The organism is Klebsiella sp. Sb-30 (assembly GCF_057652795.1).
Map to the genome: position 1 here is coordinate 3,245,880 of NZ_CM172749.1, position 23,551 is coordinate 3,269,430.

Annotated in this window: 21 protein-coding genes; 7 read left to right on the forward strand and 14 right to left on the reverse strand. The window is 55.7% G+C overall.

Annotation, left to right across the window (positions count from 1 at the left end):
• Nucleotides 1-142: 142 nt before the first annotated feature.
• Nucleotides 143-862 (reverse strand): response regulator transcription factor, encoded by a 720-nt coding sequence (locus AC236I_RS15210; protein ID WP_048024997.1) that lies wholly within the window; start codon nucleotides 860-862, stop codon nucleotides 143-145.
• A 144-nt stretch (nucleotides 863-1,006) separates the two neighbouring features.
• On the opposite strand from AC236I_RS15210, the gene AC236I_RS15215 reads away from it, so the two are divergent.
• The 3 genes from AC236I_RS15215 to AC236I_RS15225 are packed head-to-tail and all read left to right on the forward strand — an operon-like array spanning nucleotide 1,007 to nucleotide 2,727.
• Nucleotides 1,007-1,618, forward strand: a complete 612-nt coding sequence (locus tag AC236I_RS15215; protein ID WP_487608833.1) for a cytochrome b/b6 domain-containing protein — start codon at nucleotides 1,007-1,009, stop codon at nucleotides 1,616-1,618.
• Nucleotides 1,619-1,670: 52 nt separating this feature from the next.
• Entirely contained in the window at nucleotides 1,671-2,417 is a 747-nt protein-coding gene (locus AC236I_RS15220) for a molybdopterin-dependent oxidoreductase (RefSeq protein WP_373365436.1), read from the forward strand.
• Nucleotides 2,418-2,466: 49 nt separating this feature from the next.
• A complete protein-coding gene (locus tag AC236I_RS15225; protein ID WP_004860594.1) occupies nucleotides 2,467-2,727 on the forward strand; it encodes a pentapeptide MXKDX repeat protein in 261 nt (86 codons plus the stop codon).
• A gap of 103 nt (nucleotides 2,728-2,830) precedes the next feature.
• Here AC236I_RS15225 and tkt read toward each other — a convergent pair whose 3' ends face one another.
• The 7 genes from tkt to pdxA form a co-directional block, all read right to left on the reverse strand.
• Nucleotides 2,831-4,834: a transketolase gene (gene tkt, locus AC236I_RS15230; RefSeq protein ID WP_487608538.1), complete on the reverse strand. Its 2,004-nt coding sequence runs from the start codon at nucleotides 4,832-4,834 to the stop codon at nucleotides 2,831-2,833.
• An 18-nt stretch (nucleotides 4,835-4,852) separates the two neighbouring features.
• Nucleotides 4,853-5,803, reverse strand: coding sequence for a transaldolase (tal, locus tag AC236I_RS15235; protein ID WP_004860586.1), 951 nt, complete (start codon nucleotides 5,801-5,803; stop codon nucleotides 4,853-4,855).
• A 30-nt stretch (nucleotides 5,804-5,833) separates the two neighbouring features.
• Entirely contained in the window at nucleotides 5,834-6,292 is a 459-nt protein-coding gene (gene rpiB / locus AC236I_RS15240) for a ribose 5-phosphate isomerase B (protein WP_004860583.1), read from the reverse strand.
• A 28-nt stretch (nucleotides 6,293-6,320) separates the two neighbouring features.
• Nucleotides 6,321-6,695 (reverse strand): PTS glucitol/sorbitol transporter subunit IIA, encoded by a 375-nt coding sequence (locus tag AC236I_RS15245; protein WP_032717213.1) that lies wholly within the window; start codon nucleotides 6,693-6,695, stop codon nucleotides 6,321-6,323.
• A gap of 1 nt (nucleotide 6,696) precedes the next feature.
• Nucleotides 6,697-7,716 carry a 2-keto-3-deoxygluconate permease gene (locus tag AC236I_RS15250; RefSeq protein ID WP_004860575.1) on the reverse strand — a complete coding sequence of 340 codons (1,020 nt, stop codon included), beginning with the start codon at nucleotides 7,714-7,716 and terminating at the stop codon, nucleotides 6,697-6,699.
• Between the two features lie 92 nt (nucleotides 7,717-7,808).
• The gene (locus AC236I_RS15255) at nucleotides 7,809-9,527 is read right to left on the reverse strand and encodes a four-carbon acid sugar kinase family protein (protein ID WP_088402228.1); all 1,719 of its coding nucleotides are present in this window, start codon (nucleotides 9,525-9,527) and stop codon (nucleotides 7,809-7,811) included.
• Nucleotides 9,528-9,563: 36 nt separating this feature from the next.
• Complete coding sequence (pdxA, locus tag AC236I_RS15260; RefSeq protein ID WP_004860567.1) at nucleotides 9,564-10,571, reverse strand: 4-hydroxythreonine-4-phosphate dehydrogenase PdxA; 1,008 nt, start codon at nucleotides 10,569-10,571, stop codon at nucleotides 9,564-9,566.
• A gap of 245 nt (nucleotides 10,572-10,816) precedes the next feature.
• On the opposite strand from pdxA, the gene AC236I_RS15265 reads away from it, so the two are divergent.
• Entirely contained in the window at nucleotides 10,817-11,611 is a 795-nt protein-coding gene (locus AC236I_RS15265) for a triose-phosphate isomerase (RefSeq protein ID WP_487608539.1), read from the forward strand.
• A 35-nt stretch (nucleotides 11,612-11,646) separates the two neighbouring features.
• Nucleotides 11,647-12,609 (forward strand): sugar-binding transcriptional regulator, encoded by a 963-nt coding sequence (locus AC236I_RS15270; RefSeq protein ID WP_004860563.1) that lies wholly within the window; start codon nucleotides 11,647-11,649, stop codon nucleotides 12,607-12,609.
• Nucleotides 12,610-12,791: 182 nt separating this feature from the next.
• Here the strand turns inward: AC236I_RS15270 and cobB are convergent, their stop codons facing one another.
• The 5 genes from cobB to lolC form a co-directional block, all read right to left on the reverse strand.
• Nucleotides 12,792-13,616, reverse strand: coding sequence for a Sir2 family NAD+-dependent deacetylase (cobB, locus tag AC236I_RS15275; RefSeq protein ID WP_004860561.1), 825 nt, complete (start codon nucleotides 13,614-13,616; stop codon nucleotides 12,792-12,794).
• A 14-nt stretch (nucleotides 13,617-13,630) separates the two neighbouring features.
• Nucleotides 13,631-14,542 carry an N-acetylglucosamine kinase gene (gene nagK / locus AC236I_RS15280; RefSeq protein WP_004860559.1) on the reverse strand — a complete coding sequence of 304 codons (912 nt, stop codon included), beginning with the start codon at nucleotides 14,540-14,542 and terminating at the stop codon, nucleotides 13,631-13,633.
• A gap of 155 nt (nucleotides 14,543-14,697) precedes the next feature.
• Nucleotides 14,698-15,942: a lipoprotein-releasing ABC transporter permease subunit LolE gene (lolE, locus tag AC236I_RS15285; RefSeq protein WP_487608540.1), complete on the reverse strand. Its 1,245-nt coding sequence runs from the start codon at nucleotides 15,940-15,942 to the stop codon at nucleotides 14,698-14,700.
• The gene (gene lolD / locus AC236I_RS15290) at nucleotides 15,942-16,643 is read right to left on the reverse strand and encodes a lipoprotein-releasing ABC transporter ATP-binding protein LolD (RefSeq protein WP_004860555.1); all 702 of its coding nucleotides are present in this window, start codon (nucleotides 16,641-16,643) and stop codon (nucleotides 15,942-15,944) included. The genes lolE and lolD overlap by 1 nt, the downstream gene beginning before the upstream one ends.
• The gene (gene lolC / locus AC236I_RS15295) at nucleotides 16,636-17,835 is read right to left on the reverse strand and encodes a lipoprotein-releasing ABC transporter permease subunit LolC (RefSeq protein ID WP_015584636.1); all 1,200 of its coding nucleotides are present in this window, start codon (nucleotides 17,833-17,835) and stop codon (nucleotides 16,636-16,638) included. The genes lolD and lolC overlap by 8 nt, the downstream gene beginning before the upstream one ends.
• Before the next feature lie 565 nt (nucleotides 17,836-18,400).
• On the opposite strand from lolC, the gene mfd reads away from it, so the two are divergent.
• Nucleotides 18,401-21,847, forward strand: coding sequence for a transcription-repair coupling factor (gene mfd / locus AC236I_RS15300; RefSeq protein ID WP_004860551.1), 3,447 nt, complete (start codon nucleotides 18,401-18,403; stop codon nucleotides 21,845-21,847).
• 169 nt (nucleotides 21,848-22,016) lie between these two features.
• Nucleotides 22,017-22,979, forward strand: a complete 963-nt coding sequence (ldtC, locus tag AC236I_RS15305; RefSeq protein ID WP_004860549.1) for a L,D-transpeptidase LdtC — start codon at nucleotides 22,017-22,019, stop codon at nucleotides 22,977-22,979.
• A 213-nt stretch (nucleotides 22,980-23,192) separates the two neighbouring features.
• Here ldtC and bhsA read toward each other — a convergent pair whose 3' ends face one another.
• Nucleotides 23,193-23,450, reverse strand: coding sequence for a multiple stress resistance protein BhsA (bhsA, locus tag AC236I_RS15310; protein WP_004860548.1), 258 nt, complete (start codon nucleotides 23,448-23,450; stop codon nucleotides 23,193-23,195).
• Nucleotides 23,451-23,551: the final 101 nt, after the last annotated feature.

Here is a 23,551-nt window from a genome sequence, read left to right on the forward strand (position 1 = left end):
TGGGAGATGGCTTTTCACCCGCCGCGACAGCGCGCGCTATCGGCAGAAGAGAGGCCGGTGAACGGCGAGCGAGACAGCGGCGCGCAGCGAAGAAAGTACGAGTGGTACTCGCGCCGCATTCGACTCGCGCCGGCGGAATGTTTCAGCGGCCAGGCTCGGGGTGCGGGGCCGTAAATTTATAGCCTTTTCCCCAAACCGTCAGGATAAACTCCGGCTCCGCCGGATTATCTTCTATTTTCATCCTCAGCCGATTAATGTGCGTGTTGACCGTATGCTCATACCCTTCATGCTGATAGCCCCAGACCTGGTTGAGCAAGCTGATGCGGGAAAAGACCTTATCGGGATGCCTGGCAAAGAACCACAGCAGGTCGAACTCGCGCGGCGTCAGGTCAAGCGGGAGATCGCGCAGGCGCGCTTCGCGCGCAAGCGGGTCGATGGCCAGCCGGTCAATATGCAACATGCCGGCGTCCTGCATCAGATTCTGGGTCATGGCCTCCTGACGGCGGAAGAGCGCCTTCACTCGCGCCACCAGTTCAAGCATTGAAAAGGGTTTCGCGAGGTAGTCATCTGCCCCGAGCTCCAGCCCCAGGACACGATGGACTTCACTTGAGCGCGCGCTGATTATCACTATCGGCATGTAGCTTGCCATAGTGCGAGCATGCCGGCAGATCTCCAGACCGTCGATGCCCGGTAACATCAGATCGAGGATCAGCGCGTCCCAGCCGCCCTGCCTGACCATCGCCAGCCCACCGACGCCTTCAGCAGCATGGCTGATTTCATAGCCCTCTTCGCATAAATGTAGCTGCAGAAGCTCCGCGATATTTTCATCATCTTCAATAATTAACACTTTTTTGGGCTTCATCGCTGCCGCCTTATTGATCGCTTTCAGAGAAAGTCTATACGACATTTGCATCGCGAGTTATCACATTTAATTTAACTTTTCGTGATACATCGGCGAACAGATTCAGGCCACACTGTGATTAACGCAATAACCGGGAATATCATGATGAACAGCCCCTCAGGTCAGGTGAAACCCGCTATCGTTCATCCTTTGTGGTTAAGAATTTGCCACTGGGTCAATGCGCTTTCGATATTAATTATGGTGACCAGCGGCTGGCGTATTTATAACGCATCACCGTTGTTTAATTTTGATATTCCGGATGCACTGACTCTTGGCGGTTGGCTGGCCGGCGCATTGCAATGGCATTTTTCAGCAATGTGGTTATTTGCTCTTAACGGTGTATTTTACCTGCTGATGAATGTTGTCAGCGGACGCTTAAAAAAACAATTCTGGCCGCTGTCGCCACGAGGGGTCATTCACGATTTTATTTCCGCATTACGCGGCAGGCTGACACATGACAATCACGGCCATTATAACTACGTCCAGAAACTGGCCTATCTCTTCGTCATGCTCGATAGCATTATTCTGGCGCTATCCGGTCTGGTTATCTGGAAGTCTGTGCAGTTTCCGCTGCTACGAACCTTACTCGGGGGATATGACAATGCACGGGTGATTCATTTCCTGGCGATGTCCGCACTGATGGGGTTTGCCGTTATTCATCTGCTGATGGTGCTGCTGGTCCCGAAAACGTTACTGGCGATGCTCCGCGGACGATAAGGAAAATACAGTGAACAATCATAAAAATTTACTCTCCGCAGCCGACAAGACAATCGTCGTTCAGGAGGCGAGCCGGGAAATTAACAAGCAGCTCTCATCGGAAGGCCGCCGCCGCTTTATCAGGCAGGGATTAACCTTTGGCGGCCTGATGCTGTTAACCGGTTGCGATATCAGCAATAACAGCGAGGTCGAAAAAACCTTAAGCCAGATCTCCCGATTTAACGATCGTATTCAACACTGGTTATTTAATCCTGATAACCTTGCGCCGGTTTATCCCGAAAGTAGGATCGCTCGCCCTTTCCCGTTTAATGCATTTTATAGCGAGGATCAGGCGCCTACGATCGATGCCAGCGATTATCGCCTTGAAATTACGGGATTAGTAACGGACAAACGCCCCTGGACACTGGCCGAACTCCATACAATGGCGCAGGTCAGCCAGGTCACACGGCATATTTGCGTGGAAGGATGGAGCGCCATTGGTAAATGGGGCGGGGTTCCTTTTGCCCTCTTCCTCAAAAGGATCGGTGCCGATCTGCGCGCCAGCTACGTCAGTTTTCGCTGTGCTGATAATTATTATACCAGTATCGACATGGCCACTGCGCTCCATCCCCAGACGATTATTGCATTAACCTACGATGGCCAGCTATTGCCGCGTAAATATGGTTTTCCGATGAAGTTAAGAATTCCAACCAAGCTCGGCTATAAAAACCCGAAACATATTATGGCGATTGAAGTGACCAATCGTTACCCCGGCGGCTACTGGGAAGACCAGGGTTATAACTGGTTCGCGGGTAGTTAATTTATAGCCGTCATCATCCGTTATTTATACAACATGAAGGAATTACCAAATGAAAAAAATGAATACCTTACTGATGTGCTCTGCTTTATTTTTCGGTATATCCAGCGTCTACGCTGCCGATAATATGGCGAAAGATAACATGGCCAAAGATAATATGGGTAAGATGTCTCACAACTGCACGAAAGATAGCATGAAAAAAGAGTGTATGTCGAAAGATGGGATGTCGAAGGATAGTATGAGCAAAGACGGTATGGCCAAAGATTCAATGTCGAAAGACAAAATGGGCAAAGACGCGATGGGTAAACAATAACCGCGCCGCCCGGCGACGAGGTCAAAGGGGTTGCCTGCCGGTTGGTCAGGTAACCCCTTTTCATTTCATGGAGCCAAAGCCCGCGCGTTCTGCGACGCTATGACTACAGCAGCGCTTTCGCTTTCGCGACCACGTTGTCGACGGTGAAGCCGAACTCTTCGAACAGCTGCTCTGCCGGCGCAGACTCACCGAAGGTGGTCATGCCAACGATAGCGCCATTCAGGCCGACGTATTTGAACCAGTAGTCGGCGATGCCGGCTTCAATGGCCACGCGAGCAGAGACCGCTTTCGGCAGCACCGATTCACGGTACGCCGCATCCTGCTTGTCGAACGCGTCGGTAGACGGCATGGAGACCACGCGCGCCTTCACCCCTTCGGCAGTCAGTTTGTCCCATGCGGCCACCGCCAGCTCCACTTCAGAGCCGGTGGCAATGAAGATCAGCTCCGGCTGACCGGCGCACTCTTTCAGCACGTAGCCACCGCGAGCGATGTTCGCCAGCTGCTCAGGAGTACGATCCTGCTGCGCCAGGTTCTGACGGGAGAGGATCAGCGCGGTCGGGCCGTCGTGACGCTCAACGCCATATTTCCACGCCACCGCCGATTCCACCTGGTCACACGGACGCCATGTGGACATGTTCGGGGTCACGCGCAGGGACGCCACCTGCTCTACCGGCTGGTGCGTCGGGCCATCTTCGCCCAGACCGATGGAGTCGTGGGTGTAGACCATCACCTGACGCTGTTTCATCAGCGCCGCCATACGCACCGCGTTACGGGCATATTCCACGAACATCAGGAAGGTGGAGGTGTACGGCAGGAAACCACCGTGCAGAGCGATCCCGTTGGCGATCGCGGTCATGCCGAATTCACGCACGCCGTAATGGATATAGTTACCGGCGGTGTCTTCGTTAATCGCTTTCGAACCAGACCACAGAGTCAGGTTGGACGGCGCCAGGTCAGCAGAGCCGCCGAGGAATTCCGGCAGCAGCGGGCCAAATGCTTCAATCGCATTCTGCGACGCTTTACGGCTGGCGATTTTAGACGGGTTCACCTGCAGCTTAGCGATAAATTCACTGGCTTTGGCGTCGAAGTCAGCCGGCATTTCACCCTTCATGCGACGGGTAAATTCTGCGGCTTCCTGAGGGAAGGCTTTCGCATAAGCAGCGAACTTCTCGTTCCAGGCCGCTTCTTTCGCCTGACCGGCTTCTTTGGCATCCCACTGTGCGTAGATTTCAGACGGGATTTCGAACGGCGCGAATTTCCAGCCCAGCTGTTCGCGGGTCAGCGCAATCTCTGCATCGCCCAGCGGCGCGCCGTGGGAATCGTGGGTACCGGCTTTGTTCGGGGAACCGAAGCCAATGATGGTTTTGCACATCAGCAGGGACGGTTTGTCGGTGACCGCACGCGCTTCTTCTACCGCACGTTTGATGGCGTCTGCGTCGTGACCGTCAACGCCGCGCACCACGTGCCAGCCGTAGGCTTCGAAACGTTTAGCGGTGTCGTCGGTGAACCAGCCTTCCACATGACCGTCGATGGAGATACCGTTGTCATCATAGAACGCCACCAGTTTACCCAGTTTCAGGGTACCGGCCAGGGAGCAGACCTCGTGAGAGATCCCTTCCATCATGCAGCCGTCGCCCATGAAGGCGTAGGTGAAGTGGTCAACGATATCGTGGCCCGGACGGTTGAACTGCGCGGCCAGCGTTTTTTCCGCGATAGCCATGCCCACAGCGTTAGCAATCCCCTGACCCAGCGGGCCGGTGGTGGTTTCTACGCCAGCGGTGTAGCCCACTTCCGGGTGGCCCGGCGTCTTAGAGTGCAGCTGACGGAAGTTTTTCAGCTCTTCGATCGGCAGATCATAACCGGTGAGGTGCAGCAGGCTGTAAATCAGCATCGAGCCGTGGCCGTTGGACAGCACAAAGCGGTCGCGGTCGGCCCAGGCCGGGTTGTTCGGGTTATGTCTCAGGAAGTCCCGCCACAGGACCTCCGCAATGTCAGCCATCCCCATCGGGGCACCCGGGTGGCCGGATTTGGCTTTCTGTACCGCATCCATGCTCAGCGCACGCAGCGCGTTGGCGCACAGACGGCGGTGGGTTTTCGTGGTGTTCATGAGCTTCTTTCCCTGCCCTTACAGCATCTGCTGAATCTGGTTTTCCAGTTTGACCTGATCGACGGCGAACAGCCGGATACCTTCCGCCAGTTTTTCCACCGCCATCGGATCCTGATGATGCTGCCAGAGGAACGCCGCCTGCGTCATCGGGCTGGGGCGAGTTTCCGTGACGCAGCCTGGCGCCAGCTGGCGACTCAGCGTCCCTGCACTGGCGGCCAGCTCATCGAGCAGTGCCGGGGAGATGGTCAGACGGTCACAGCCCGCCAGCGCCTGGATCTGCTCAATGCGGCGGAAGCTAGCCCCCATCACCACGGTGTCGTAGCCGTGAGATTTGTAGTACTGATAAATCTGGCGCACGGAAACCACGCCCGGATCGCTGTCGACCTGATACTCAGCCTGCGGCTGGTTTTTCTGATACCAGTCATAAATACGCCCGACGAACGGCGAGATTAAAAAGACGCCCGCTTCGGCGCAGGCCCGCGCCTGTGCGAAGGAGAACAGCAGGGTCAGATTACAGTTGATGCCGCTCTGCTCCAGCTCCTCTGCGGCGCGAATGCCCTCCCAGGTGGCGGCGAGTTTGATGAGGATGCGCTCCGGCCCAATGCCGTTCTTTGCATACATCTGGATAAGCTTGCGCGCTTTCGACACGCACATCCCGCGATCCCAGGCAAAACGGGCATCGACTTCGGTAGAAATACGCCCCGGCACGTGACGTAGCACCTCAGTGCCGATATCCACCGCGACCTGATCACAGGCGTTAATCAGCTGGGTTTCTGCGCTGCCGCCCTGCTGACGCGCCTTGCCGATTGCGTCGGCAATCAGCGCCTGATATTGCGGGAGCTGCGCGGCCTTCAGCACCAGCGAAGGGTTGGTGGTGGCATCCTGCGGGGCAAACTTTTTAATCGATTCGATATCACCGGTATCGGCCACCACGGTGGTATATTTTTTCAGCTCGTCTAACTGGCTCATAGTCTGTTCCTTATATTACGACTGCGGATATTAATCTCTGGCGTGCTGGTGTTCGTAATAGTCGATACGCTCCACTTTTGACGCGGAGCCGCCGCCTTCATATTCGGATTCAAGCCAGGCCTGAATAATTTTTTTGCCCAGCTCCGGGCCAATCACGCGCGCGCCAAGGGTAATAATCTGCGCGTTATTACTTTTGCGCGCCCGCTCGGCGGAGAAAGTATCGTGGCATTGGGCGGCACGTACTCCCGGTACTTTATTCGCCACAATGCTCATCCCAATACCGGTGCCGCAAATCAGGATGCCGCGATCGTGCTCGCCCTGCTTTATCGACATCGCCACCGCATGAGCAACATCCGGATAGACCGTACTGCCCTGGCGTTTATCGCTGCTGTAATCCGCGACCTTCATCCCGAGCCCATTCAGATAAGCGACGATAGCGTCGCGGAAAGCATAGGCGGCATCATCCGCACCAATAGCGATTGTTTTCATGATAATTTCCTTAATTTAGCTCCAGGTCTTAATTTAGATCCTGATAGAAAGATATTCGGTCACCACGCTGGATATCATGTGGTGATTGACCACACAGATGTACCATCCCCGGTAATTCAGCCGTTGCAGCACCATCAAAATTTAAAGTGATATGGCCAAGCTGTTTTAAATTTGCCGTTGCAACACTACCTACCGCCGTCACCCGATAAATAGCCTGATTTATTTTCATTATCTGCCCGGGTGATAATTCAGCCGTTAGCTCACTGCCCCGGTGTACCGCGCAATACATCGCAATATCGTCAGGAACGGGCTCAGAGAATAAGATTAGCTTCTGTTCCTGCAGATAGTTTTCAACATACTCCCCGACAGCCGTGATAAGTAATGAATACAACGGCACAGTCATATTATTTGTTTCCTTTTGCGGCATGAGAAGATAATGCCACCTTCTCTTCACTGCTCTTTTCTTTCACCGGTTCAACCACCGGCGCGCGCTTTTTCAGACGTTTATCAAACCAGGCCACCAGTACCGGCGCGGTAATCATCGTGATGATGCTCGCCGTCGCCAGCTGTGCGGTGGCGGCATCAACGTACATCGCCAGCGAGGGGTCGGCTTGAGCGACCATTGCTGGCGTCAGCGCCGAGCTGGCTGCCGTCGTACCCAGCGCGGCTCCCAGCGCGGTTTTCTTCTTCAGGAACAGGTTGTAGATAAAATAGAACACAATGCCGGTCACCGCAGAGATAATGCCGAGCAGGATCCCCGACAGACCGGCGGTAAATACCGTGTTGATACTGGAATTGGCGCCGATAGCAAACGACATAATAATAATGATTAGCGGCTGAGCGGCGGCGCACAGCTGTTTAAAGCGCTCATCAAGGTTGCCCCACAGCATCCCAATCAGCAGCGGGATCAGCATCGACAGCAGCGCGGCGAAAGGAATATTGGCCAGGCCGCTGACCCCCAGCACCATCATAGTAACAAACGGGCCGTCCTTGACGCAGAAGACGGAGATCGCCCCGGCGTCGCTGGCATCGCCGTAGTTGCTGCACAGCGCGATATACAGCGAGCTGTTGGAGCTGGTTAAACAGGCAATCAGCGCCAGCGTGGAAATCCCGAGGAAACCGTTAGGGCCGAACAGCGCCCCCGCAGCCCACACTGCCAGCGCGCCGGCGAGACATTTAAGGAATAGCAGTACCGCACCTTTATAAAGCGGCAGCCCGGCCTGACGGATATTAATCGAGGTGCCGCAAATGAGTAGGAAAATCCCCATCATCGCGCTGGAACCGACTTTGAATAATGCGGTTGTCGGGCCGCCGATGCCCAGCACTTCGGGGGCCAGGGTATTAATAAAAATCGCCGCAAGCAGTGGGATAATAATTAAACCGCCTGGCACCTTGTTCATCTTTTCAAGTATATTTATGTTCATAGGGTAACTCATAAATTATGATTTGACAGAGATAACGACGCAATACTACCCAGACGACCATTACGCCGATTTTTATTTATATGAATTATTAATTATTGCTGTGCTTCTTTATAAATTCTTTCGACAATGGTGCTAATAATATCATCCGGCCCGGTTAAACCGCCTTTGCCAATGCAAATCAGGCCGGCATAATCGCCGCCGATAATACGCACCATATCGGTTTGCGGTATCACATAGTCAATCATTTCAATTCCCGTGGCGCCGAGTTCTTTAAGAACATTCACCATCGTGTCGCCACCGGTCATATACAGACCTTTAATTTCTCCCGACGCGCAGCTAAGCACTTCACGGACAATATTCCCCAATCCCTGGTTAATATTTTTCGCAGCCTGACCGTGCGCCAGACCAAAGCGCTGTTCTTCTTCCTGTAGATCCAGCAGTCGTCCGGTTAACGCTGATTCAAAAACGAATATGGCGTTCTGCTGCGCCGGTACGCACTGCCGGGCATGCTGTACCACGCGATTAACTTCGATTTCAGCGGCGTTTTTCCTGTCGACCAACAGTTCGGCGTCAACGGGGATGTGGCAAACCCTTTCATCATTGGCGATCAGATGCTGGAGCTGCTTTTTCGTCACCGGCGTTGCGCTACCGGCAACCACAAGAATCGATCCGCGCTGGCTTTCCGCTGCCGTCGTCGCTGATACGCTACTTCGCGTCTCCCGCATCAGGCCACGACGCACCGCCAGTCGTTCGGTAAAGGGGCCCGGGTCGACCGCCAGTACGTTCCAGTTCAGCGCAACCACCGCCCCGGCAATCGCATCGACATCTTCCACGGTAATGGCATCGACCACAATCACCCGCACGCCGCGCTGCTGCTGTTCCTGGAGATCCTCCTGCAACTGCCCCTCGCCTTTCATCACCGAGGCCAGCGCGATATGTCCAACCTGATGATGAGTCTGCGCCGCCAGCAGCCCCGGCACCCAGGACTCGGTAACCGGAGTGCGTACATCGCGTGCCACATCTGTGCGTGAAAGCGCGACGGAGTCAATCACCGAGTAGCCGCCAACCAGAATACGCCGCGACTGCGGCATAGCCGGCACCACAACGGCAACCGTTTCCAGCGGCAGTTGCTCCAGCATGGCGTCGATTTCAAAACCTATGCCGCCGCGCAGGGTGGTATCGATACGCTTGGTAAAGTAGTGCGCGCCGCGGGTCTGCAGCTGTTTCACCGCGGCGCTGACCTGCTGCTGGGCTTCCGCTTTCGGCAGAGGACGGCTGTCGCTGCTGACCACCATCGCCGGATACTCCACCTCATTGCGAGCGAAGGATTCGGTATCGAAGAACGCGGCGGTTTTTAAACCGCTGCGCGCCAGTAATACCCCAACGGTGGTCGCACCGGTCAGATCGTCGGCGACGATCCCCAGCTTACCGCCTTCCCCTTGCGGCCAGACCATTTCGATGCAGGCCGGCGTCACGCCGGAAACATAGATGCCTTCATGAATAAACTCCGCCAGCGGACCGCTTTTACCGGTTGGATGCAGGTTGATAGTCGGAATACCCCGTTTCGGATAGAGCCCACAGCGCAACGTACCGCCGCAATCAATAACCATCAAACCAATTTCGTCTTCCGGTGGCTCGCCGTTCTTAAAGACGTCAACGGAAGGCCAGCCGGTCAGCTCACTCAGTCGTTCAACAACCGGGGGAACCAATCCCCCGGTGATATAAGCAATCTTTTTGCTCTGATGGATATCAATCGTCAGCGGCCCACCCCAGCCTTTACTGCCTTTGCTAATCAACAGATGCTTTTCCATCTCTTTGTCCTCATTGATTCGCATTAACGCCCGCGATTATTGATGTTTCATTTTCCAGTAACGCGCCGCGACCAGCGTCGATTCCAGCATGCTGACGGTTCCTGCTTTGCCAGTACCGGCAATATCGAAAGCGGTCCCGTGGTCAACGGAGCTGCGCATAAACGGCAGGCCGAAGGTGATAGTAATGGAGCGTTCAAAGTCGAGGGTTTTGCAGGCGATATGCCCCTGGTCGTGGTACAGGGAAAGGATCGCGTCATAACGTCCCTGCTTGCCAAGATGGAATACCGAATCCGCCGGAACCGGGCCAATCGCATTGATTCCCATCTCCTGCGCCGCCTTCACCGCCGGAATCAGGTTGTCCGCTTCCTCGTGACCAAACAGGCCGTTATCAGAAGCGTGCGGGTTAAGCGCCGCAACCGCGATACGCGGATTGGCAATTTTGAGGGCGGTGAACTCATGGTGAATTTGCTGTACGCAGGCCAGCACGCGTTCTTTGTTGGCATAATCACACGCGGCTTTCAACGCCATATGGCGACTGACGAAGAACACCCGCAATTTTTGAACATGAAACATCGTCAGGCCATAATCTGACTGCGTTTCAACCTGATAGATCTCGGTATGACCCGGTAATTTACAGCCTGCCAGCTTAATCGCTTCTTTATGAATCGGCGCCGTCGAGACCACATCAATCAGGCCTGCTTTACCTAATTCGATGGATTTCATCACATAATCTAGCGACATTTTTCCCGCCAACTGCTGCACTTTTCCCCATTCAATGCTGTCGCAATCGTAATCGCCGGTTTCCATCACATCGATGGTTCCCCAGCGATACAGCGCTTCCTCCGGGTGTGTGATTTTGTTCAACGCAAAATCACATCCCATGATCTTCATCGCCCGGGCGACAATGGGGATCGATCCAATCAGAAAAGGTTGGCACTCGTCATACACGCTTTTATCCATCATGGTGGCAACGGTGATCTCCGGGCCGATCCCAGCAGGATCGCCGATAGTGATTGCGACAACAGGTTTTTTTTCTTGTGACATCGTGGGCCTCTCGTAGTTGAACGTCATTTTGTTCATATGTTCACTTGCTAATCATATGAGCAAAACATTACCTGAGGATTAAGAAGATATTGGTGATCTTTGTCACATAAAAAAATCAACCGAATTATTTAATAAAAAAATGTGATCTAACATATGTTCACACAGTGATAAAAAGTTCAATCTTTCACAGCGGTGAATAAACCATGTTCACAACGCATTGATTTACTTACGATGGAGAACGAAAGATGAAGACAATTTGGTTAGGCACCAGTTGGAAGATGAACAAGCCGCTTTCCGAAGCGATGCAATGGTGCGAGATTTTGGCGCAGCGTCTGGGGCAGGTTGTTCATCCGGATATTCAGCCTTTTGTCATCCCTCCTTTTACGGCCATTCATCCGGTCAGCCGCTATTTGCAGGAGCGACATATTCGCTGTCTGACCGGCGCGCAAAATATGCATGAAGCCGACAGCGGTCCATGGACAGGTGAAATATCCGCAGACATGCTGCTGGAAACGGGAGCGACGCTTGTTGAGCTCGGTCATTCCGAACGACGCGGTGCCTTCAACGAAACCGACGCCGCCATTAACAGAAAGGTCCATAGCGCGTTGCGTCATGGCTTGCGTCCGCTGATATGTATTGGCGACAGCGCCGAAGAGAAAAGCTGGCAGGTCTCGCGCGAAACGGTCGTCCGTCAGATGAAAATCGCCCTTCATGGCTTAAGCCGGCAGCAGGTTGTAGACACGCTTGTTGCCTATGAACCAATCTGGGCGATTGGCGAACAGGGTACGCCGGCCCGTCCGGAGCAAGCAGGAGAGATCCATCGGGCGCTACGCCAGGGGCTATGTGAACTTTTTGGTCAGGAAACCGGGCTGCAAATCCCCCTGCTCTACGGCGGCAGCGTTAACAAGCAAAATGCGGTGGAATTACTGCAACAAGAGGATGTCGACGGTCTCTTCATTGGCCGGGCGGCCTGGGACGCCACTGCCTATTGTGAAATCGTTCAACGCGTTACACAGGAATTTATTCTTAAGTCGCAGTAATATTAGGCGGACATCAGAGATGGAAACACCAAACGATGACTGAACAAGACCCAGATTATGCACTGCTGACCGAAATCGCCGTGGCCTATTATGACCAGGAACAAACTCAGGAAGAGATTGCCCAGCGATTCGGCATTTCACGGATTAAAGTCGGTCGGCTGCTGAAAAAAGCCCGACAGGAAGGGATTGTGGAGATCAGCGTGAAATATCACCCGGTCTTTAGCTCGCAGATAGAGCAGCAGTTTATTTCCCATTTCGGCATCAAACGCGCCTTAATCGCCCTGGACCACCATGATGAAGACGAACAGCGTCAGCAGGTGGCGGCGTTGGTCAGTAACTACCTTGCCGGCATCTTAAAGAATGATATGACGGTGACCGTCGGACAAGGGCGCAATGTGGCTGCCGTCGCCAACCACGTTGGGATCTTCCCGGAGCGGCACTGCCGTTTTATCTGTGGAATCGGCGGAACCAAACGCGACAACCAGCTCATAGATGCCGATCACATCAGCCGTAACCTGGCACGTAAATTTAACGGCTTCAGTGAAACGCTCTACGCCCCTGCATATGTTGAAACTCCGGAGTTGCGAGCGGCATTTATGCAAAACCGCCTCATCAAAGCGACCCTTGAGCAGGCCAGCAAAGCTGACGTTGCGATAATTGGTCTCGGCGATATGAATGAGAACAGCTTTATGGTTCAGCTCGGCTGGTTTTCCCCCAAAGAGATTGCGACAGCCCGGCAGGATCAGGGAGTGGTGGGAGATATCGCCGGATACAGTTTTTTCAATATCCAGGGGAAACCGGTCGATACCGTTATGAACGATCGGGTTATCGGCCTGAGTCTTGAACAACTGCGGTCCATCCCCTGCGTCATTGCCATCGCCTCGGAAAGTACCAAAGCAACGGCGATACTCGGCGCCCTGCGCACTGGCGTCATCGATGTCCTCGCCACCAGCGCGTCCAACGCCCGCGCGGTCATCAATATGCACAAAGCGTTATAAAACGTGGCGCGTGGCGCGGCCTGCATAACCGGGGAGCGCTGGCCGTTGCTCCGGTTTGCCGCCTGCTCTGCTGTCATACCCGGCGGGAACGATCGGGCCGATATGAAACAGGCCGCCTATGAAAAACATAGAGCGGCCTGGTGTCTTTCGCGCCCGGCAATCAACGCCATCGCGCGACGGAATCAGAGATCTTTCAACAGCCGGTCGACGAATGCCGGTACAACCTCGCTCGCCAGACCGTAGTGTTTTTCGGCAAATTCGCTGCCGACCTGGCTGGGTTCGAGGTTGAGCTCCACGGTATGCGCTCCCTGCAGACGGGCTTCGTGCACGAAACCTGCCGCCGGGTAAACGTGCCCGGAAGTGCCAATGGCGATGAAGATATCGGCATCGGCCAGCGCGTTGTAAATGTCATCCATCCCCAGCGGCATCTCCCCAAACCAGACCACGTGCGGGCGCAGCGGCGCCGGGAACTGACAGCAGTGGCACTTATCTTCCGCCGTGACGTCTCCGGTCCACTCCAGCACCTGTCCGCTCCACGAACAGCGCACCTTCAACAGCTCGCCGTGCATATGAATCACCCGGCGGTTTCCCGCGCGTTCGTGCAGGTTATCAATGTTCTGGGTGACCAGCACAAATCGATCGCCCAACGCCGCTTCCAGCCGCGCCAGCGCCTGATGTGCCGCATTCGGCGCTATCTCGGGGCTCTGCAGCTGCCGGCGACGGGCGTTATAAAATGCCTGCACCAGCGCAGGATCGCGGGCGAAGCCTTCCGGCGTCGCCACATCTTCCACCCGGTGCTCTTCCCACAAACCATCGGCCGCGCGAAACGTTTTAATACCTGACTCCGCCGAAATGCCGGCGCCGGTCAGCACCACAACCCTGGGTTTATCTACTGTTTCCACAGCCGCCTTATCCTCTTTAAAAAAAATCCGCTGGCGCAGACGTTCACGCAAGCGACGTTTATTGCGACGAAAACGGCTCAATCGGTGTAAGCGGCGCGACAACATAGCTCCCCCTGTGGTTAATGAGTCAAATGAAGGAAGGCCGCACCGCGCATACCTCCGGCATCGCCATGGCGCGCACGTTCAATACGCGGTACCCGGGCAACCGGAAGTAAATGTCGCGGCAGGCGCTGCGCCAGCCCTTCGCTTATGGCAGTAAAGTTAGACAATCCTCCGCCAAGCACCAGCAGATCCGGATCAACGATAGTCAGAATATTACCCAGACAGACCGCCAGCAGGTCAAGATAGCGTTCGACGTGCTCACGCGCCCGCGCATCGCCCTGCTGCCAGAGCGCCACGATGTCGGGTGAAGTCAGGGTGTGTTGATAGAAATGTTCATAGAGCCAGGCAAAACCGCGGCCGGAGAGATAGTTTTCAATGCAGCCCAGCTGGCCGCAGCCGCAGCGGGTGAGCGGGAAATCACGCCCCACCACCTCCAGCGCATCCACCGGCAGCCGGATATGGCCAAATTCACCGGTAATATAGCTATGTCCGGTAATCGATTTACCGTTGAGGACCAGGCCGCCGCCCACTCCGGTACCGAGAATCAGCCCCATGACCAGCGGATATTGCGTAAATTCATCGTCCCAGGCTTCGGAGAGAGCAAAGCAGTTGGCATCGTTATCCAGACGGACTTCACGCCCGAGCCGGGCGCTCAGATCGCTGCGCAGCGACTGACCGCTGGCTGCGGGAACATTGGCAGCATACAGCGTGCCGTCCGCAGTTTCCGGCATTCCCGGAATCCCAATCCCCACCGTCCCCTGACAGTCAAAGCGGCTGTCAGCTTCATGGACCAGCGCCTCTACCGCCTGCAGAAAGTCGGCATAACTCTCCTTCGGCGTGGCAACGCGTTTTTCCCACTGCAATCGCCGCGCGCTATCAAACACGCCCAGCGCTATTTTGCTGCCACCAATGTCAAATCCGTAGTACATAGCAATTCCTCTTTACTGACCGAAAAGGTCAGGACGTAAAGAGTGGACGACAGAAGTTCTTGTAGGTCCGCGCAAGCGAAGCGCCAGCGGGCGCAATGTCAGGCGGCGGCTTCGCCTTACCCGACCTACGAGTTCATCCCCCGCAATCCACTGAATTACTGGCCACTCAGCACCCTCGCCGGGTCTATGCGGCTGGCGCGGCGGGCGGGATACCAGCTGGCCAGCAAACTCAGCAACAGTGCCGTCACCAGCACATAAATAACATCCAGCCAGTGCAGTTCAGACGGCAGGAAGTCAATAAAATAGATGTCGCCGGACAAGAATTTGTGCCCGATCAGGTATTCGAGGCCGTTGATGATGGACGTCAGATTCAGCGCACAAATGACGCCGATCGCCACGCCAATCAGGCTCCCGACCGAACCGGCAAGCAAACCATACCAGACAAAAATGGCGCGGATCAGGCCATCTTTCGCCCCGAGCGTGCGCAGTACCGCAATATCGCTGCTTTTATCTTTCACCGCCATCACCAGGGTGGAAACGATGTTAAAGCAGGCCACGCCGATCACCAGCACCATCGCGAGGTACATAATGGCGCGGATCATCTGAATATCACGATACATATAACCGTAAGTCCCGATCCAGCTTTTGATGTAAACGTAGCTGTTGGTCACTTCGCCGGCATCACGCACCAGCGTGTTGGCGTGGAACACATCGGTAACTTTAATCGCAATCCCGGTCACGCTGCCAGCCATCTCCAGATACTGTTGGGCATCGCTCATCGGGATCATCGCAAAACTGTGATCGAGCTGGCCGCTGAGCTGCAAAATCCCGGTCACATGCAGCCTGACGCGTTTCGGCTGCAGGAGCTGATGTTCGGAGTCAGAGTTGGGGATCATGATGGAAACCCAGTCGCCCTGCTTCACGTGCAGCGCATCCGCCACCCCTTTACCGAGAATGACCTGCTGTTCGCCGGCTTTAAAATTAGCCCACGCGTTATTCTGAACAAACTGAGGCAGCGAACTCAGGCGGCTTTCCTGCTGAGGATCGACACCCTTGACCTGAATGGCGCGCATGTTGCTGCCGCTCTCCACCAGCCCGGTGAAGTTAATATACGGCGCCGCGGCAACGATCCCTTTAACCTTTTCCACCTTCGCCAGCGCGTCGTTCCAGTTGGTCCACGGCTGCTTCACCGGCTCGATTTCGCCATGCGGCACCACGGCCAGAATGCGGTTGTTCAGCTCACGTTCAAAACCGTTCATTGCGCTGAGGCCGACGATCAATACCGCCACCCCGAGCGCAATCCCGATGGTTGAAATCACCGAAATCAGCGACACCATGCCGCCACGCCGCCGTCCGCGGCTAAAACGCAGGGCAATCAATAACGATAACGGAGAAGTCATTACCTGGCCCCCATCAGGGTCAGTTCCGCGTCCAGATGGCCATCACGCATCTCCAGCTGGCGATTCATCCGTTTGGCCAGTTGCAGGTCGTGGGTCACCACCAGAAAAGCGGTGCGCTGGGCAACGTTCAGTTCCCCCAGCAGCTGAAAAATACTGTCGGCGTTGCGGGCATCGAGGTTACCGGTCGGCTCATCCGCCAGCACCAGCCGCGGCTTGTTGACCAGCGCCCGGGCAATCGCCACCCGCTGGCGCTCGCCGCCGGATAGCTCTGACGGGCGGTGGTTGCTGCGGTGTTCCAGCCCCACGGCATGCAGCATCGCCTTAGCCTGACGTTCAATATCCGCTGCTTTCTGTTTGCCAATCAGCAGCGGCATTGCCACGTTTTCAAGGGCGGTGAAATCCGGCAACAGGTGGTGGAACTGATAGATAAAACCCAGTTCACGGTTACGCAGGTCGGCTCGCGCGGCCGCAGAGAGCCGGTTCATCGACTGCCCGGAGAAGATCACATCGCCGGAGGTCGGCGTATCCAGTCCGCCGAGCAGATGGAGCAGCGTACTTTTCCCGGAACCCGAGGTACCGACAATCGCCATCATCTCCCCTTCCTCAATGCTGAAGCTGACATTGTGCAACACGTCGGTTTGCACAGTGCCTTCCTGATAGCGTTTGCACAGATTGTCGCATTGCAGCAGGATCTTATTCATAACGTAAAGCCTCAGCGGGTTGAGTGGCGGCAGCGCGCCAGGAAGGATACAACGTTGATAACAATGCCAGCACCATGGCCACCAGAACGATAATCGTCACCTGTAAAGGCTCGATTGCGACCGGCAGCGCAGCGCCGTCAAGGAACGCGCCGATAATCGGCATTAAATTATTTAACTGGCTGGCAAGCAGTACGCCGAATGCGGCGCCAAGCAAAGCGCCGACGATCCCGGCGCTGGCCCCCTGGACCATAAAGACCAGCATAATCTGTCGCGGGGTTAGCCCCAGGGTTTGCAAAATCGCCACCTCGCCCTGTTTTTCCATGACCATCATCCCCAGCGAGGTAATGATATTAAACGCCGCAACGGCCACGATCAGGCTCAGCAGCAGGCCCATCATATTTTTTTCCATACGCACGGCCTGGAACAGCTCGCCTTTCCGCTCGCGCCAGTCCTGCCACTTCGTTCCCTGCGGCAGCGCCTGCTGGCTGAGAGTATCCACCTGCAAAGGCTGACTCAACCACAGACGCCAGCCGGTAATGTTACCCAGCGGGTAGCGCATCAGGCGCGAGGCGTCGTCGATATTGGTCAACATCTGATAGCCGTCCACTTCACTGTTGGCGGCAAAGGTGCCGATAACGTTAAACAGTCGTTGGCTGGGCACCCGCCCCATTGGCGTGAACTGACTGGCTGAGGGCACCATGACCCGAATCCGATCGCCGCGGTTGACCCCCAGCTGACCGGCAAGCTGTTCGCCCAGAATAACGTTATATTTCCCGGCCTGAAGATCGCTTTGCTTCACGTTAACGAGATAGGGAGTGAGCGGATCGTTTTGCGTCGGGTCGATACCCAGCATCACGCCAACTGCGACGCTGCGGGCGCTTTGCAGCACCACATCGCCGGTCGTTAATGGCGCAATACGCGTAACGCCCTGTAATTTGATGGCGCTTTCCGGCAGTTGCTGAGGGTTCACCGAGCCCTGCTGTGCGCTGATCATGGCCTGCGGCATCAGCCCCAGGATGTTGTTCTGCAGCTCGCGCTCGAAGCCGTTCATGACCGAAAGCACGGTCACCAGCGCCATCACGCCAAGCGTAATGCCGATGGTGGATAGCCAGGAGACGAAACGACCGAAGCGGTCGGCTGCGCGCCCGCGCATGTAGCGAAGGCCGATAAAGAGTGCGGCAGGTTGGTACATGTAATCCATCTGGTTGCTGATAGCCGATGCACGAGTATATATGGCATAGCACAACGCGTAAATCACTGGAACGGTAAGTTTTTGTCGCGCAATAAGAAAAAAGTAAAGATAAATCAAATGGATATTTGATTAGTCAGCGCATATCTATCAGAATCTTTCCCCGTGGCGGGTCCTCTCACCGTCAATCAGGTTGGCGAATACGGGTCAATCGCGGATAATCATCAACATTGAATATTAGCGGTTTGCCCTTATATACCCGTCATACTTCAAGCTGCATGTGCATTGGCGACGCTGGTTTACCCGAATCACTTACCTGCGTAAGCTCATCGGGTCGCAATCGGCAAAATGAGGGATCACTTTGTCCCTCGCCAGAGGCATCGTCGACTGTTCAGGTTCGTTCCTGACGAATTTGTCGCTCACTTGCCGCGTAACCTGGCCTGTGGCCTTGTCCCTTCGGGGTCAGTGCAAGCGCTGTTCAACAATGCCTGAGGTGTTTTTGAGCAGCAATTCGAAATATTTAGGGTACACATATCGAGCGAATCAAGAAGGGATCCTGATAACAGCTATGCCTCAACAATACCGATACACACTGCCGGTCAAGCCCGGCGAACAGCGGCACCTCGGTGAATTAACCGGCGCGGCTTGTGCCACGTTGGTTGCGGAAATGGCCGAGCGCCACGGTGGGCCGGTTATACTCGTCGCCCCCGATATGCAAAATGCCCTGCGCCTGAACGATGAAGTTCGCCAGTTTACCGACAGCATGGTGACGGGCCTGGCAGACTGGGAAACGCTACCTTACGATAGCTTCTCGCCGCATCAGGACATTATCTCTTCCCGCCTCGCCACTCTCTATCAATTACCCACCATGCAGCGCGGCGTGCTGATCGTGCCGGTCAGCACACTCATGCAGCGCGTCTGTCCGCATAATTTCCTCCACGGACACGCGCTGGTGATGAAAAAAGGCCAGCGTCTGTCGCGTGACGCCCTGCGCACTCAGCTGGACAGCGCCGGCTATCGCCATGTGGATCAGGTAATGGAACACGGGGAGTACGCCACCCGCGGCGCCCTGCTTGACCTGTTCCCGATGGGTAGCGAACAACCCTACCGCCTCGACTTCTTCGATGATGAAATCGACAGCCTGCGCCTGTTCGACGTCGACAGCCAGCGTACGCTGGAAGAGGTGGCCGCCATTAATCTGCTGCCCGCACATGAGTTCCCGACCGATCAGGCGGCGATTGAGCTGTTCCGTAGCCAGTGGCGCGACCGTTTTGAGGTCAAGCGGGACGCCGAACATATCTATCAGCAGGTCAGCAAAGGGACCTTACCGACCGGGATTGAATACTGGCAGCCGCTGTTTTTCAGTGAGCCGCTCCCGCCGCTGTTCAGCTACTTCCCGGCAAACGCCCTGATCGTCAATACCGGCGATCTGGAAGCCAGCGCCGGGCGTTTTCAGAACGAAACCCGCGCCCGTTTCGAAAGCCGCGGCGTCGACCCGATGCGTCCGCTGCTGCCGCCGGAACAGCTCTGGCTGCGGATCGACGAACTGTTCAGCGAGCTGAAAAAATGGCCGCGTATTCAGTTAAAAACGGAGCGTCTGGCCGAGAAAGCCGCCAATATTAACCTCGGCTATCAAACGCTGCCGGACCTCTCGGTGCAGGCACAGAACAAAGCGCCGCTGGACAATCTGCGTCGTTTCCTCGAAACCTTTAACGGCCCGGTTATTTTCTCGGTTGAGAGCGAAGGTCGCCGGGAGGCGCTGGGCGAAGTGCTGGCGCGCATCAAAATTGCGCCGAAACATATTCTGCGGCTGGAAGAAGCCACCGGCAACGGCCGCTATTTAATGATTGGCGCCGCCGAACACGGGTTTATCGATAGCCCGCGTAATCTGGCACTGATTTGCGAAAGCGACCTGCTGGGCGAGCGCGTGGCGCGTCGTCGCCAGGATTCACGCCGCACCATTAACCCCGACACCTTAATCCGTAACCTGGCGGAACTGCACATCGGCCAGCCGGTGGTGCACCTGGAGCATGGCGTTGGTCGTTATGCCGGTATGACCACGCTGGAAGCTGGCGGCATCAAAGGGGAATACCTGATGCTGACCTACGCCAACGATGCCAAACTGTATGTGCCGGTGTCATCATTGCATCTGATTAGCCGCTACGCCGGCGGGGCAGAAGAGAGCGCCCCGCTGCATAAACTCGGTGGCGATGCCTGGGCGCGCGCGCGGCAGAAAGCGGCGGAAAAAGTGCGCGACGTGGCGGCGGAACTGCTCGATATTTATGCCCAGCGCGCGGCGAAATCGGGCTTTGCCTTTAAGCACGATCGCGAACAGTACCAGCTATTCTGCGACGGTTTCCCGTTTGAGACCACGCCGGATCAGGCGCAGGCAATTAACGCCGTTCTCAGCGACATGTGTCAACCGCTGGCCATGGACCGCCTGGTCTGTGGCGACGTCGGCTTCGGTAAAACCGAAGTAGCGATGCGTGCCGCGTTCCTGGCAGTGGAGAACCACAAGCAGGTCGCGGTCCTGGTGCCAACCACCCTGCTCGCGCAGCAGCACTTCGATAATTTCTGCGACCGCTTTGCCAACTGGCCGGTACGCATTGAAATGCTGTCACGCTTTCGCAGCGCGAAAGAGCAGGCGCAGATTCTTGAACAGGCCGCCGAGGGTAAAATCGATATTCTTATCGGCACGCATAAGCTGCTGCAAAGCGAAGTCAAACTGCGCGACCTTGGGCTGCTGATCGTCGATGAAGAGCATCGCTTCGGGGTTCGCCACAAAGAGCGAATCAAGGCGATGCGTGCCGACGTCGATATTCTGACGCTGACCGCCACGCCGATCCCACGAACGCTGAACATGGCGATGAGCGGAATGCGGGATCTGTCCATTATTGCCACGCCGCCCGCCCGCCGTCTGGCGGTGAAAACCTTCGTCCGGGAGTATGACTCGCTGGTGGTTCGCGAGGCGATTCTGCGTGAAGTGCTGCGCGGCGGCCAGGTCTACTACCTCTATAACGACGTGGAGAATATCCAGAAAGCGGCGGATCGACTCGCGGAGCTGGTGCCGGAGGCACGTATTGCCATCGGTCACGGGCAGATGCGCGAGCGCGAGCTGGAACGGGTGATGAATGATTTCCACCACCAGCGCTTTAACGTGCTGGTCTGTACCACCATCATTGAGACCGGGATCGATATCCCGACCGCCAATACCATTATCATCGAGCGCGCGGACCATTTCGGTCTGGCTCAGCTGCACCAGCTGCGCGGACGCGTTGGCCGCTCGCATCATCAGGCCTATGCCTGGCTGCTGACGCCGCACCCGAAAGCGATGACCACCGATGCGCAAAAGCGTCTGGAAGCCATCGCCTCGCTGGAGGATCTCGGCGCCGGTTTCGCGCTGGCTACGCATGACCTGGAAATCCGCGGTGCCGGCGAGCTGCTGGGCGAAGATCAGAGCGGGCAGATGACCACCATCGGTTTTTCGCTCTATATGGAGCTTCTGGAGAATGCTGTCGATGCGCTGAAAGCCGGACGCGAACCTTCGCTTGAGGATCTGACCAGCCAGCAGACTGAAGTTGAGCTGCGTATGCCTTCACTGTTGCCGGACGACTTTATTCCTGATGTGAATACCCGACTCTCGTTCTACAAGCGGATTGCCAGCGCCAGGAATGAGCACGACCTGGAAGAGATTAAAGTCGAACTGATTGACCGCTTCGGCCCGCTGCCGGATGCGGCGAGAAACCTGCTGGATATCGCCCGCCTGCGTCAACAGGCGCAGAAGCTGGGAATCCGGAAGCTGGAGGGCAATGAGAAAGGCGGCGTGATTGAGTTCAATGAAAAGAACAACGTCAACCCGGTATGGCTGATTGGCCTGCTGCAAAAACAGCCACAGCACTTCCGTCTGGATGGTCCGACGCGACTGAAGTTCATGCAGGATCTTGGCGAGCGTAAAACGCGGATGGAGTGGGTTCGCCAGTTTATGCGTCAGTTAGAAGAGAACGCGACCGCATAATCGCAGCGCGGAGACGGTGCCCGTCGCCGTCTTCCGCGCCTGTTTTTCTTCCGTCGCGGTCACACCCGGTAAACTTTACAAACATTTTGCAATTCACCAGGGTTTCCCCACAGATGCCCGCGCGATAATCCCCGTCTGTTTCCTCATAAAAAATAACCACTTATTTATTATGACTACTCTCATATCGCGTTTCTCACTGTGGCTGATAATGGTGGCCGTTGCTGGCGTCCTGGCCCTTCCTGCCCGCGCCAATACCTGGCCCTTACCGCCGTCAGGCAGCCGCCTCGTCGGGCAAAATCAGTTTCACGTCGTCCAGAATAACGGCGGTTCGCTGGAAGCTATCGCCAAAAAATACAACGTGGGCTTTCTGGCATTACTTCAGGCTAATCCCGGCGTCGACCCTTACGTTCCGCGTGCCGGCAGCGTGCTGACCATTCCGCTCCAGACTCTACTGCCGGAAGCGCCGCGCGAAGGGCTGGTGATTAATCTCGCCGAGCTTCGCCTCTACTATTACCCGCCGGGGAAAAACGAGGTCACCGTCTACCCTATCGGTATCGGCCAGTTGGGAGGCGATACCCTGACCCCTACGATGATCACCACCGTCTCCGACAAGCGCGCAAATCCAACCTGGACGCCGACGGCGAATATTCGCGCACGGTATAAAGCGATGGGGATAGAACTCCCGGGCGTGGTACCTGCCGGGCCGGATAACCCGATGGGCCACCATGCTATCCGCCTTGCGGCCTACGGCGGCGTCTATCTGCTGCATGGCACGAATGCCGATTTTGGCATCGGAATGCGCGTCAGCTCCGGCTGTATCCGCCTGCGCGATGACGACATCAAAACCCTGTTTAAGCACGTCACCCCAGGGACAAAAGTCAATATTATCAACACGCCAGTGAAAGTCTCCGTGGAGCCTGACGGTAGACGTCTGGTGGAAATCCATCAGCCGCTGTCCAAACACTTAAATGACGATCCGCAGACGCTGCCGATAGTCCTGAATAGTGAGATGACGGCGTTTAAGCAGGCCGCGCAGACCGATCAGACGGTGATGGATCGTGCGATGACGCTGCGTTCAGGTATGCCGATTGACGTTACCCGCCACCATACTGCTGGCGAGCAGTCATTGTAAGTGCGTAGACTGAAATAAAAAAACCGCCCCTGGGGGCGGTTTTTTTATGGGATAACAAAGGGGTAAAACGATAGTGCGACGCTTCGCGGTTTCATAAAGGGGTGAAAACCGCGTCACGTAAGTGGCATAACAGGGAACAACTTACTGCTCGCGGCCTGATAAAGGGGTCAGGGGTCGCGTTTTGTCAGTGGCATGACAGGGGTAAAACGAAACTTATTTGTAGATAACCGCAGTGCCATGCAGGGTGTTTGGACCCGTGACTGAGGTGATACGGAAAGAGGTTGCGCCCATTTCTTCCGCTTTCTGCGCCAGCTGGTCTTCCAGCGAGCCCAGGTTTGTCCCGGCGGAGGCAGAAACAGTACCTATTTTGTGTTGGCCGGCAGGTGTGGATTGCACCTCAACAGCCGCGAAGCTGGCGAAAGAAAGAGAGCTTAGCACGGCGGCCAGCGTCAGCGTTTTGATGTTTTTCATGATTATTATACCTATGCAGATGATTTTTTTAGTAGGGTCGCAAGAATTAACTAACGATCGATAGGTAAATAATAATGTGACCTATATCACACGTCAATGAA

What these genes read in the sequence shown, in the direction of transcription:
- AC236I_RS15210 (WP_048024997.1), bottom strand. Translation starts at nt 862, where the DNA reads ATGAAGCCCAAAAAAGTGTTAATTATTGAAGATGATGAAAATATCGCG.
- AC236I_RS15215 (WP_487608833.1), top strand. Translation starts at nt 1,007, where the DNA reads ATGAACAGCCCCTCAGGTCAGGTGAAACCCGCTATCGTTCATCCTTTG.
- AC236I_RS15225 (WP_004860594.1), top strand. Translation starts at nt 2,467, where the DNA reads ATGAAAAAAATGAATACCTTACTGATGTGCTCTGCTTTATTTTTCGGT.
- tkt (WP_487608538.1), bottom strand. Translation starts at nt 4,834, where the DNA reads ATGAACACCACGAAAACCCACCGCCGTCTGTGCGCCAACGCGCTGCGT.
- tal (WP_004860586.1), bottom strand. Translation starts at nt 5,803, where the DNA reads ATGAGCCAGTTAGACGAGCTGAAAAAATATACCACCGTGGTGGCCGAT.
- rpiB (WP_004860583.1), bottom strand. Translation starts at nt 6,292, where the DNA reads ATGAAAACAATCGCTATTGGTGCGGATGATGCCGCCTATGCTTTCCGC.
- AC236I_RS15245 (WP_032717213.1), bottom strand. Translation starts at nt 6,695, where the DNA reads ATGACTGTGCCGTTGTATTCATTACTTATCACGGCTGTCGGGGAGTAT.
- AC236I_RS15250 (WP_004860575.1), bottom strand. Translation starts at nt 7,716, where the DNA reads ATGAACATAAATATACTTGAAAAGATGAACAAGGTGCCAGGCGGTTTA.
- AC236I_RS15255 (WP_088402228.1), bottom strand. Translation starts at nt 9,527, where the DNA reads ATGGAAAAGCATCTGTTGATTAGCAAAGGCAGTAAAGGCTGGGGTGGG.
- pdxA (WP_004860567.1), bottom strand. Translation starts at nt 10,571, where the DNA reads ATGTCACAAGAAAAAAAACCTGTTGTCGCAATCACTATCGGCGATCCT.
- AC236I_RS15265 (WP_487608539.1), top strand. Translation starts at nt 10,817, where the DNA reads ATGAAGACAATTTGGTTAGGCACCAGTTGGAAGATGAACAAGCCGCTT.
- AC236I_RS15270 (WP_004860563.1), top strand. Translation starts at nt 11,647, where the DNA reads ATGACTGAACAAGACCCAGATTATGCACTGCTGACCGAAATCGCCGTG.
- cobB (WP_004860561.1), bottom strand. Translation starts at nt 13,616, where the DNA reads ATGTTGTCGCGCCGCTTACACCGATTGAGCCGTTTTCGTCGCAATAAA.
- nagK (WP_004860559.1), bottom strand. Translation starts at nt 14,542, where the DNA reads ATGTACTACGGATTTGACATTGGTGGCAGCAAAATAGCGCTGGGCGTG.
- lolE (WP_487608540.1), bottom strand. Translation starts at nt 15,942, where the DNA reads ATGACTTCTCCGTTATCGTTATTGATTGCCCTGCGTTTTAGCCGCGGA.
- lolD (WP_004860555.1), bottom strand. Translation starts at nt 16,643, where the DNA reads ATGAATAAGATCCTGCTGCAATGCGACAATCTGTGCAAACGCTATCAG.
- lolC (WP_015584636.1), bottom strand. Translation starts at nt 17,835, where the DNA reads ATGTACCAACCTGCCGCACTCTTTATCGGCCTTCGCTACATGCGCGGG.
- mfd (WP_004860551.1), top strand. Translation starts at nt 18,401, where the DNA reads ATGCCTCAACAATACCGATACACACTGCCGGTCAAGCCCGGCGAACAG.
- ldtC (WP_004860549.1), top strand. Translation starts at nt 22,017, where the DNA reads ATGACTACTCTCATATCGCGTTTCTCACTGTGGCTGATAATGGTGGCC.
- bhsA (WP_004860548.1), bottom strand. Translation starts at nt 23,450, where the DNA reads ATGAAAAACATCAAAACGCTGACGCTGGCCGCCGTGCTAAGCTCTCTT.